Here is an 11,887-nt window from a genome sequence, read left to right as displayed (position 1 = left end):
CCAAGCGGGGTACCCCTCCACTTCGAGGGTGCAGACTCGGGCGGACGAGCTGGCCCCCTTCCCAGTCACACCGACGCAGCTTCGCAAGCACCAAGCGGGGTGCCCCTCCACTTCGAGGGCGCTGCCCCAGGCGGACGGGCCGGAACACCCCTCAGTCACGCCGACGCAGCTTCGCAAGCACCAAGCGGGGTACCCCTCCACTTCGAGGGCGCAGACCCAGGCGGACGGGCCGGGGTATCCCTCAGTCGCACCGACTCGGTTTCCCGTGCCCAAGTCGCGCCCGCTCCTGGCGATGACAGCGTCCGCTCGCACGAACAAACCCAGGAACTCCTCAGTCGCAGCGACTCAGCTCCACATGCTCACAACGAGGCACCTTTCGGCCACGACGACCCCAGTTCGCACGAACGAACGCAAGAACTCCTCAGTCGCAGCGACTCGCCCGCACGTGCGCGGACCGATGCGCTCGCCGTTCACAGCGACTCGGTCCCACCGGCGCGGGACTCGGCACCTTTCAGCAACGACGGCGCAAGTCGGCACGCCCAAAGCGAAGTCCCCTCCAGCCTCAGTGCCCTCGATGCGCGCGTGAGCGACTCAGCGCCTCCCAACGTCGACACGGGAGGTGCCGCGCATTCCGGGCCTGCGACACGTCCAACGGTGCACCACACGGATGCACCACCTCCCGCGGCACACGCATCACTCCCCGCAGAGCACTTCGCGCACGGCCACACGGACTCGCTCACCGCGACCGTGAAGCACGTCCATCACGAACGTGGCGACCTCCACGCAAGAGACACACAGCCCTCCGACACAGCCCCACGGGCGCGGGCCACACCTCTTCAACCCGGTGACACCTCCTCGCGCGCGGAGTCAGCCCCCCTCCATCGCCCCACCGCATCGCCAGCAAGCGGTCATCGGCCATCCACCGCGCGAGTCGCCCACCCGCTCGATGCGCCGCTGAGCCCCTCCGAGTCCGCCCCACTCCCTCCACGCCCCGGCACGCACGACAGTCCGGAAGCACGCGAAGCCCTCTTCGCCTTCCTGCTCGCCGAGAGCGCGGACCGCTACGCGGGACTCTCCGACGACGCCCTGCTCCGCCTGCTCCAGTCACTCCTCGACGAATCCCCGGACGTGCTCCACGGCTTCATCCGCCGTCACGTGCACCGCCGCCACCTCCAGGAACACTGGGCGCGCATCCTCCCGGACCCGCTCCTCGCGCGCTTCTCCGCGGTGCTCGCGCCCCGCCTCCACACCGCGCTCCTGTCCACCGTCGAAATCCTCATCGCCGCATGGCAGGACGTGGCGCCCTCCGACGCGCCCTCCCTCACGGAGCGCTCCGCGTTCTGGCGCTTCGTCCTGGAGCTGCTCGGCAAACGCCCCGGAGCAAGCCTCGGGCTCGAGCAGCTCATCGCCGCGTTCCTCGAGCACTTCTCCACCCGCCTGCGCGGCGCCCACCCCACGCACCGGGACTCACGCGGCGTCGCCGAGCGACTCCTGGAGCGCGCCGTCGAACTGGCCCACCACGAGTCCCTCCCTCGCCTGGCCTCCGTGCTCCACCAGCGGCGCTCCACCTTCCTCGCCGCCTGGACCACACCACCCCGCCCGCCCGCGCGCGCCACGAAACCCTCGCGTCAGCGCACCTCCTTCCAACTCGGCGCGGACGAGCACGGCGCCAACGACGGCAACCCCATCTACATCGAGAACGCGGGCCTCATCCTCACCAGCCCCTTCCTGCCCCACCTCTTCCGCGAGCTGGGCCTCACGCACGTGGATGACCAGGGCAAGACACGCCTGGACCCCGAGCCCGCCACGCGCGCCGTGCACCTGCTCCAGTACCTCGTCGACGGCCGCACCAGCGCCCCCGAGCCTCTGCTCGTCCTCAACAAGATTCTCTGCGGCCTCTCCGTCCCCACCCCCATCCCCAGCGGCATCGAGATGACCCCACAGGAACAGTCCCTCTGCGACCGGCTCCTCAAGGCCCTCATCGCGAACTGGACCATCCTCTCCGGCACGTCCGTCGCGGGCCTGCGAGAGACCTTCCTCCAACGCGAAGGACGCCTCGAACAACTCGAGGACCGCTGGAAGCTCCAGGTGCAACGCAAGACGCTCGACGTGCTCGTCGACCAGGTCCCCTGGAGCCTCTCCATCCTCACCCACCCCTGGATGCCCCAACCCCTCTACGTCTCCTGGTAGCGCCATGGACCTCCGCTCGCCCTCCACCAACGCCGAGTGCCTCCGCGCCGAGGTCGCCTGGCTCACCCAGTGGCTGGACCTCCGACTCCAACAACACGCCGGGAGCCCCCTCCCCACGCCGCTCCTCGACACCCTCCCGCCGCCACCCCTCGCCACCCTCGATGCCCCCTACGCCGAGCTGCTCCGCGAACTCCACTGCACCCCCGCCGAGCGACTGCTCCTCATCCTCGCCGCGCTGCCCCACCTCCAGCCCGCCGCGCTCGACCCGCTCTTCCTGCGCAACCAGGCCCTGGACCGCCGCTTCACCGAGTTCGGCGGCGTCGTGGGCCAGTCCCACGGCGGCATCCTCCCCACCGGCGAGACTGCGCTGTTCCTGCTCGCCGGAGACGACCTCCAGGCGCGGCTGACGCACCTGCCCCTCTTCCACCCCGACCACCCGCTGTTCGCGCGCCGCGTGCTGCGACTGGAGCGCCGTCACCCGGAGGAGCCCCCGCTGTCCGCCGCGCTCCAGCTCACCCCCGAGGCCCTCGAGCGCCTCACCACCGGCGCCCACTACCAGCCGCCCTTCGGCCCGGAGTTCCCCGCGCAGCGCATCACCACGATGCAGGGCTGGGAGGACCTGGTGCTCGACGCGCCCCTGCGCGACGACGTCGAGGACATCATCACCTGGGCCCGCCACCAGGGGACGCTCCTGGAGGACTGGGGCCTGAAGAAGCAGCTCAAGCCCGGCTACCGCACGCTCTTCCACGGCCCTCCCGGCACCGGCAAGACACTCACCGCGACCCTGCTCGGCAAGGCCACCGGCCTGCCCGTCTACCGCGTCGACCTGTCCAAGGTGGTGTCCAAGTACATCGGCGAGACGGAGAAGAACCTCGCCAGCCTCTTCGACCACGCGCAGCTCCAACGTTGGATCCTCTTCTTCGACGAGGCCGACGCCCTCTTCGGCAAGCGCACCGAGTCACGTAACGCCAATGACCACGCGGCCAATCAACAAATCTCCTACCTGCTCCAGCGCATCGAGGACTTCCCTGGCATCGCCATCCTCGCCAGCAACCAGCGCGCGCACTTCGACGAGGCCTTCGCCCGCCGCTTCCAGTCGATGATTCACTTCCCCATGCCCGGCCCCGCGCAGCGCCTGCGGCTGTGGGAGGCGTGCTTCAAGGACAAACCCTTCCCGCTGGCCCCCGACGTGGACCTCGCGAAGCTCGCGCGCGAGCACGAGCTGTCCGGCGGCGCCATCATCAACGTGCTCCGCCACGCGTGTCTCAAAGCCGTCATCCGCATGCCCCAACAGCTGCGCGCCGCGGACCTCCTCCACGGCATCCACCGCGAGCTCCACAAGGAAGGCCGCTACACCCTCCCCTCGCGATGAAACCTGCTCAACACGCCGTGTCAGGGAACCTTGATTGACGAATCAATCCCTCTCTACCGTGAGCGACCCCTCGCAGTCCGGTGAGGTGCTCCATGGCGCAGCGTCTGCTCTCGCGGTGGTTCCCCCGTTCGTCCCTGTTCGTCGCATTGTTGATACCCGTCCTCGCGACGGCGGCGGTGCCCTCGCCGCTCCCGGTTGCCCACGGCGTGCTCACGGCCGCGGCGACGACGGACTTCAAGTTCGTGGACATCCCGGTGGGCGACGGGGTGGTGCTCAAGGCCAACCACATCGCCCCGACGACGCCCGGTCCCCACCCGGCCGTCGTGTTCATCTCCAGTTGGGGACTCAACGACCTGGAGTACCTGGCCCAGGCCAAGGCGTTGGCCGAGCGGGGCTACGTGGTGCTGTCGTACACGCCTCGGGGCTTCTGGGCGTCGGGGGGTGGAATCGACACGGCGGGCCCGGCGGACATCGCGGACACCTCGCGCGTGCTCGACTGGCTGGTGGCGAACACACCGACGAACGCGGCGCGCATCGGCCTGGCGGGCGTGTCGTACGGCGCGGGCATCTCCCTCATCGCCTCCGGCTTCGACTCGCGCGTGAAGGCCGTGGCCGCGCTCTCCGGATGGACGGACCTGGTGGCGTCGCTGTACGGCGGTGACACGCGCAGGCCCCAGGCGGTGGCGCTGCTGGACCTGGCCGCGCGCTTCCTCGGCCGTCCCAGCCCCGAGCTGCGGACCCGCATCGACGACTACTTCGCCAACCGGGACATCGAGGGCCTCAAGCAGTGGGGGCGCCTCCGCTCCGCCTCCACCTACGTGGACCGCATCAACGCCAACGCGCCCGCCATCCTCATCGCCAACGCGTACGGCGACAGCATGTTCCCTCCCAACCAGCTCGTCTCCTTCTTCAGCCAGCTCACCGGCCCCAAGCGATTGGAGCTCGCGCCCGGGGACCACGCCGTCGTCGAGGCCACGGGCCTGGTCGGCCTGCCCAACCCCGTGTGGACCAGCGTGACGCGGTGGCTGGACCAGCACGTCGCCGGCATCGACACGGGCATCGCCAACGAGCCGCCGCTCGTCCTGCGCACCTACGACGGCGACGTGGAGGGTTATTCCACCTGGGCCGCTGTCTCCTCCAGCACCCAGCGCCTCGGCCTGGGCGCCATCCGGCTGCTCGATGGCACCGGCACGCTCGGAGGCGCCCCATCCACGAGCGGCGCGCGGACCCTCTGGGGCGGCGTCGATACCATCGCCGACGCGGGGGTGCCGCTGCTGACCAACGGTCTGCAGGCGCTGACGGGAATCCCTCCCATCGTGTGGCTGCCGGGCGTCAACCGGCTGCGCGCGGGCGTGTGGACCTCGCCGCCGTCCTCGCGAGAGCTGGCCCTGCGCGGCACCGCCACGCTGCGGCTGCGCATCACCCCGACGACGGCCTCCGGTACCGTGGTCGCCTATCTCTATGACGCCGTGGGGGACTTCGGCGGCCTCGTCACCCACGTGCCGCTGAGCTGGCACGGCGCCACGCCAGGCACGCCGCTCGACCTGGACCTGGTGTTCCCCGCCACCGCGTATGACGTCCCGGCCTGGCATCAGCTCGCGCTCGTGGTCGACACCGAGGACCCGCTCTACCTCGGCGCCAGCACCCTCAACGCCACGCTGACCGTGGGCGGACCCTCCTGGTTGGATTTGCCACTGCGCTAGCGTGAGGTGTTCCCACCCTCTCGGAGGGGGAGACTCCGGGAGGGTATGCCAGCACCCGCCCCCTTTCGCTGACACGTCAATGTCGCGTCGGTGCGGGCCAATGGACCTCCTGACACGTCAGCAAAGCCTCGCAGGTCCTCACGTCCCATTCGGTGACGCGATGGCCCGTGCCATGCAGCTGTCCATACCCACACAGTCGTGGCAGAAGGCCGTGCGCGCGCTCAGTGCGACGCCCGGACGTGGAGGAACCCTTGAATTCTCGAAGTCATCATTCCCTGCTCGGAGGGCTGGCCGTTCTCTGGGCCCTCTCCGCTCAAGCGCAGGTCCAGCGGATTCCCAACCTGGAGCTGGAACGGTTGCAGCTCAACCCCGGCGCCAAGGACAGCCTGGTGCTGTCCACCGGTGACTTGCTCCCGGACGGCACCTTCCGGATGGGGCTCACGGCCCACTACGAGCGCAAGCCGCTGGTGCTGCTGCGCAACGACGATGAAGTGGGCACCATCATCTCGGACCGCGTGACGGTGCACCTGAGCGGCGCCTACGCCGTGACGGACTGGTTGGAGTTGGGTCTTCAAGTTCCCATCGTCTCGCAGTGGGGCCCGGACACGACGGCGCTCGGCTTCCAGACGCCGTCCACGCTCGCGCTGGGCACGCCGTGGGCGCAGGCGCGCGCGGGGCTGTTGTCCGAGGCGCGCGGTGGCCCGCTGGACGTGGGCCTGCACCTGGGCGCGGCGCTGCCTTTGGGCAGCAAGGACACGCTCACGCGGGACCAGGGCTTCGTCTTCACCCCCCGCCTGGGCCTGGGCAAGAAGGTGGGCGACGGCTGGCGCGTGGGCGCGGACGTGGGCGCGCTGGTGCGCACCAAGAAGTACGCGCTGACGCCCAACGCGGACCCGCTGCAGGACGAGCTGGGCGTGGAGATGAACGGCGGCGTCAACGTGACGGCCCACCTGTTCGGCCTGCGCGAGGAGCTGGTGGTGCGCGGCACCCTGCCGTTCGCGGACGCGCCCGAGTCGATGGAGGTGCTGCTGGGCCTGCGCTCGCCGGTCAAGGCGGGCACCGAGTTCTACGTCATGGGCGGCCCGGGCTTCGGCCGGACGCCCGGCACGCCCGAGTTCCGCGTGCTGGCGGGCGTCAACTTCGGCCCCCGCGACGATGCGCCCGCATGTGTCGCGGGCCAGCCCCACGAGCCCGCGCGCTGTCCCGACCTGGACGCGGACGGCGACGGCGTGACGAACGCGCAGGACCGCTGCCCCACCACGCCCGGCCTCGCCGAGCTCAACGGCTGCCCGGACGGGGACGACGACAAGGACGGCATCCCCAACCTGGCCGACAAGTGCCCCGCCCAGCCGGAGAACATCAACGGCTTCCAGGATGAGGACGGCTGCCCGGATGACCCGGACTCCGACAACGACGGCGTCACCGACTCCAAGGACGCGTGCCCGAAGGAGCCCGAGGACAAGGACGGCTTCCAGGACGAGGACGGCTGCCCGGACCCGGACAACGACAACGACGGCGTGCTCGACGCCAAGGACGCCTGCATGAACGAGGCGGGCCCGAAGGAGAACCGCGGCTGCCCGGACAAGGACCGCGACAACGACGGTCTGGTGGACCGGCTGGACAACTGCCCGGACGAGCCGGGACCGGTGAAGAACCACGGCTGCAAGCAGAAGCAGCTCGCGCAGATTGGCGAGGGCCAGATTCGCATCCTCGAGGCCGTCTTCTTCGAGAACAACAAGGACCTCATCAGCCCGCGCAGCTTCAAGCTGCTCGACGGCGTGGCCGCCATCCTCGTGTCGCACCCCGAAATCGAGAAGGTGCGCGTCGAGGGCCACACCGACAACACGGGCAAGGCCGACTACAACCTGGACCTGTCGCAGCGCCGCGCCGAGGCGGTGGTGAAGTACCTGGAGGGCAAGGGCGTCAAGCGCGAGCGGCTGGAGCCGCGCGGCTTCGGTCCCCAGAAGCCCATCGCGGAGAACACCACCAAGGCCGGCCGCGCCAAGAACCGCCGCGTGGAGTTCCGCATCGTCGGTGACGCCGATGGCGTCGAGACGAAGAGCGGCGAGCCCACCGACACCCTCGAGAAGTGAGGAAAGACCTTCCATGCCATCATCAGACACGCATCCCATCGCCATGAAGCGGGCCCGGACGGGCCCGTCCGTGGCCGCGCTCGCCCTGGCGCTCATCACCACCCTCACCGGCTGCCAGGAGCAGCAGCCCACCGCGCTCGTCTCGACCGAGGCGCCCGGCGCGCAGCGCTCCGAGCTGGCCGCCCCCGTCGTCGGTGACGGGCGCATCCAGCCCGGAGAGGAGTGCGACGACGGCAACACGGTGAGCGGCGACGGCTGTTCCGCCACCGGCACCATCGAGGCAGGCTACCTGTGTCACGTCCCCGGACGGGCCTGTTCGCTCGCGTCGCTGTGCGGCAACAACGAGGTCAACCCGGGCGAGGCCTGCGACGACGGCAACACGACGCAGGAGGGCAACGGCTGCTCGACGACGTGTGATTTGTCCCTGTGCGGCAACGGCGCGTTCAACAACCGCCAGTGGCCCAACTTCGACCAGGAGGTCTGCGACGACGGCAACCGCACCGAGGGCGACGGCTGCAACCGGATGTGCGAGGTGGAGCCCGGCTTCGCCTGCTCCGGCACGCCCAGCCGCTGCGTGAGGGCGGGCATCGCCTTCTTCAACACGGGCGTGGACCAGAACAACCGCCGCCTGGAATCCGGCGCGGACCCGCACTGGTTCTACTCCGGCACCACGACGGGCGCGGCCGTCGGCGCGCGCAGCGCCGAGGACTGGCCGCAGGAGATCCAGACCGCCACCTTCATGGTGGCCCCGCTGGGTGCCCCCACGTGCGTCTACCAGGACTTCATCATCCCCTCGACGACGAACGTCGCGCAGTTCCGCATGCGCATCGCCACGTTCAACGACAACTCGTTCGACGGCGCCACCGTCAACGGGCAGCCCTTCACGCCCGTCACCGTGAGCGAGCCCCCGGGCTCGCCGTGGCAGAAGAGCATCATCCGTGAGTTCGGCACCACGGCGGCCTGGAAGACGGGCCTCAACCGGCTGGAGCTGTGCAACGAGAACGAGGCGTCGCCCCCCAACGCCTTCCGCTACCTCTTCGTGGACGCCTACGACGACCGCTGCGGCGACGGCGTGGTGTCCCCCCGCGAGGAGTGCGACGACGGCGACACGTCCAGCGGCGACGGCTGCAGCGCCACGTGCGGCATCGAGCCCGGCTACGGCTGCAGCGGCCAGCCCAGCTCCTGCGCGGCCACGTGCGGCAACGGCCTGCTCAACTCCGGCGAGCAGTGCGACGACGGCAACCTCACGCCGAACGACGGCTGCAACGCGTCCTGCCGCGTGGAGTCCGGCTACGCGTGCCCCACCCCCGGCCAGGCCTGCGTCGCCACGTGCGGCAACGGCGCGGTGGACCCGGGCGAGCTGTGCGACGACGGCAACAACATGTCCGGCGACGGCTGCTCCAACGCGTGCCGCGTCGAGAACGGCTACGAGTGCTCGGGCGCGCCCTCCAACTGCGCGCCCACGTGCGGCAACGGCGTGCTCAACCCGGGCGAGCTGTGCGACGACGGCAACACGAACCTGGGCGACGGCTGCTCCAACGCCTGCACCCTGGAGCTGGGCTACACCTGCCCCACCGTGGGCCAGCCGTGCGTGAAGACGTGCGGCAACGGCACCGTGGACCCGGGCGAGACGTGCGACGACGGTAACCTGAACCCGGGTGACGGCTGCGCCACCGAGTGCAAGCCGGAGCCGGGCTACTCGTGCAGCCGCCCCGCGAGCGGCCCGTCCGTGTGTGTCGCCACCTGCGGCAACGGCGCGGTGGACGCCAACGAGGAGTGCGACGACAACAACACCTCCAACGGCGACGGCTGCAGCCAGGGCTGCGCGGTGGAGTCGGGCTACCAGTGCTCCGGCGCGCCCTCCACGTGCACCACCGTCTGCGGCGACGGCATCCGCGCCGGCGCGGAGACGTGCGATGACGGCAACACCGTCGCGGGGGACGGCTGCTCGGCCACCTGCGCCGTGGAGCCGGGCTACAGCTGCCCGCCCCCGGGCAACGTGTGCAGCCAGACGTGCGGCAACGGCGTCGTGAACCCCGGCGAGACGTGCGACGACAACAACACCACCTCCGGCGACGGCTGCTCCAACACGTGCGCCCAGGAGCCGGGATACACGTGCAGCGGTCAGCCCAGCACCTGCGCCACCACCTGCGGCGACGGCACGGTGGCCGGCGGCGAGGTGTGCGACGACGGCAATCTGGAGTCCGGTGACACCTGCTCGCCGCGCTGCCTGTGGTCCAACGGCCAGCCCTGCGCCGCGTCCGGCGTCTGCGACAGCGGCCTGTGCAACCCCTACTCGAACGTCTGCATCAGCGCCAACGTCTGCGGCAACGGGCTGTTGGACGAGGGTGAGCAGTGCGACGACGGTGACACCACCGCCAACGACGGCTGCTCGGCCACCTGCACCGTCGAGACGGGCTACAGCTGCGCGGGCCAGCCCTCCGCGTGCGCGGTGACGTGCGGCGACGGCATCAAGGCCGCCGCCGAGGCGTGCGACGACGGCAACACCACCGCGGGCGACGGCTGCTCGGCCACCTGCACCATCGAGGCGGGCCACGGCTGCAAGAACACCGACGTGCACGCCCTCTACACGCGGCTGGGTCGCTCGCAGTGCACCAACGTGTCGGACATCGCCCAGCCGGACCTGGCGGCGCTCGCCGCCGAGGCGGCGCTCACCGTGCCGGGCCGCTACCGCGCGGCCTATGTCTCCGGCGCGGTGAGCTACTCGGGCACCGACAACTGGTACCCGGGCCTGTTCGGCTTCAACCACGTCACGGGCGCGGGGACCCAGCGCTTCACGCTGGGCCGCCTGCCGCTGTCGGGCCCGGCCTCCGCCACCCGCGACGCGGCGATGGGCCTGGGCTTCGGGCATCACCAGGACTTCGACGCGCTCTCGGGCGAGGTGCGCCTGGCGCTCGTCGACACCGACTGCGCCGACAACAACAACACGGAGACGCAGGTGGCCTACCGGGTGGACTCGCTGTCCATCTGCCAGCTCATCCCCGTGCTGACGGACCCGGCGCCGGGCGGTGTGACGGACCCGGTCATCGGCGGCACCGGCTCGCCGGGCTCCACCATCGACGTCTACGTCGACGGTGGCACCACGCCGGTGTGCACCGTGGTGGTGGACGCCGCCGGCCGCTGGACGTGCGATCTGGGCAACATCCCCGAGGGCACGCACTCGGTGGTCCTCACCTCCACGGAGGTGGGCGCCACGGAGACGGCTCCGCCGGCCACCATCATCGTCGAGCTGACCCCGCCGACGACGCCCGTCATCACGGGTCCGGCCAATGGCTCCACGGTGTCCACCGGCACGCCGCCCATCAGCGGCACGTCCGACCCGGGCACCACCGTCACGGTGCGCGAGGGCACCACCGTGGTGTGCACGGCCACCACCGATGCCAGCGGCAACTGGAGCTGCACGCCGACGACGCCGCTGCCGGACGGCTCGCACACCCTCACCGCTACGGCCGTCACCCCGGAGGGCAGCACCAGCGAGACCTCCGCTCCGACGACGTTCATCGTGGACACCACCGCCCCGGGCGCGCCGGTCATCTCGGGCCCCGCGGGTGGCTCCACGGTGTCCACCGGCACGCCGCCCATCAGCGGCACCTCGGAGCCCGGCGCCACGGTGACGGTGCGCGAGGGTGGCACCGTGGTGTGCACGGCCACCGCCGACGCCAGCGGCAACTGGAGCTGCACGCCGACGACGCCGCTGTCCGAGGGTCCGCACACCCTCACCGCCACGGCCACCGACGGCGCGGGCAACACCAGCCCGCCCTCGGCGCCGGTGACGTTCACCGTCAGCACCACCGTGCCCGGCGCGCCCGTCATCACGGGGCCCGCCAACGGCTCGGTGCTGGCCGACGCCACGCCCGCCATCTCCGGCACCGCCACGCCGGGCGCCACGGTGACGGTGCGCGAGGGCACCACCGTGGTGTGCACGGCCACCGCCGACGCCAGCGGCAACTGGAGCTGCACGCCGACGACGCCGCTGGCGGATGGCTCGCACGCCGTCACCGCCACGGCCACGGACCCGACCTCGGGCAACGAGAGCGGGCCCTCCAACGTCGACACGTTCCGCATCGACACGCAGGCGCCGGACACGTCCTTCAGCCGCACGCCGGGCGCAAGCTCCGGGAACACCGAGTCCCCGTTCGCCTACGCCTCCAACGAGGAGGGCGTGACGTTCGAGTGCAGCCTGGACAACGGGCCCTACGTCGCCTGCCAGGACACCTACGACGTCCGCGAGGGTGAGCACGTCCTGCGCGTGCGCGCCATCGACAGCGCGGGCAACGTGGACCCGACGCCCGCCGAGCACCGGTGGACGGTGCTCAACTCGCGCGCCTTCGCGGGCGGCGGTTGCAGCGCGGCGCCGGCCTCGTCGGCGGGCCTGGCCCTGCTGGCCCTGCTGGGCCTGCGCCGCCGCAAGGCGCGTCGGTAGTCCGTCTTCCACCGCCGGGGGGTCCACATCCCTTCCCCCAGTCCCCTGCCCCGGGGACTCGTGGACCTCCCGGCGGGTCTCCCCG

5 protein-coding genes are annotated in these 11,887 nt (G+C 71.0%); all 5 read left to right on the top strand.

Translation table 11 applies throughout. The annotated features are described in order from the left end of the window. The first annotated feature begins 99 nt into the window (after positions 1 to 99). The 5 genes from K8640_RS43355 to K8640_RS36925 all read left to right on the top strand — a co-directional run bounded on the left by K8640_RS43355 (position 100) and on the right by K8640_RS36925 (position 11,802). A complete protein-coding gene (locus K8640_RS43355; protein ID WP_370640434.1) occupies positions 100 to 2,190 on the top strand; it encodes a contractile injection system tape measure protein in 2,091 nt (696 codons plus the stop codon). A 4-nt stretch (positions 2,191 to 2,194) separates the two neighbouring features. After that, a complete protein-coding gene (locus K8640_RS36940) occupies positions 2,195 to 3,562 on the top strand; it encodes an ATP-binding protein (protein ID WP_223751402.1) in 1,368 nt (455 codons plus the stop codon). A gap of 92 nt (positions 3,563 to 3,654) precedes the next feature. Next, positions 3,655 to 5,265, top strand: coding sequence for a CocE/NonD family hydrolase (locus tag K8640_RS36935; RefSeq protein WP_223751401.1), 1,611 nt, complete (start codon positions 3,655 to 3,657; stop codon positions 5,263 to 5,265). A gap of 251 nt (positions 5,266 to 5,516) precedes the next feature. Beyond that, complete coding sequence (locus K8640_RS36930; protein ID WP_223751400.1) at positions 5,517 to 7,358, top strand: OmpA family protein; 1,842 nt, start codon at positions 5,517 to 5,519, stop codon at positions 7,356 to 7,358. 13 nt (positions 7,359 to 7,371) lie between these two features. Next, positions 7,372 to 11,802, top strand: a complete 4,431-nt coding sequence (locus K8640_RS36925) for a DUF4215 domain-containing protein (protein ID WP_223751399.1) — start codon at positions 7,372 to 7,374, stop codon at positions 11,800 to 11,802. Positions 11,803 to 11,887: the final 85 nt, after the last annotated feature.

This window comes from Myxococcus sp. XM-1-1-1, assembly GCF_020037095.1.
Classification (GTDB): domain Bacteria; phylum Myxococcota; class Myxococcia; order Myxococcales; family Myxococcaceae; genus Myxococcus; species Myxococcus fulvus.
The sequence above is the reverse complement of the archived record's forward strand: the minus strand, read 5'-3'. Positions and strand labels throughout refer to the sequence as shown.

Excerpts from the sequence above, each read along its gene's own strand:
- K8640_RS36925 (WP_223751399.1), top strand. The coding sequence starts at position 7,372 with ATGCCATCATCAGACACGCATCCCATCGCCATGAAGCGGGCCCGGACG.
- K8640_RS36935 (WP_223751401.1), top strand. The coding sequence starts at position 3,655 with ATGGCGCAGCGTCTGCTCTCGCGGTGGTTCCCCCGTTCGTCCCTGTTC.
- K8640_RS36940 (WP_223751402.1), top strand. The coding sequence starts at position 2,195 with ATGGACCTCCGCTCGCCCTCCACCAACGCCGAGTGCCTCCGCGCCGAG.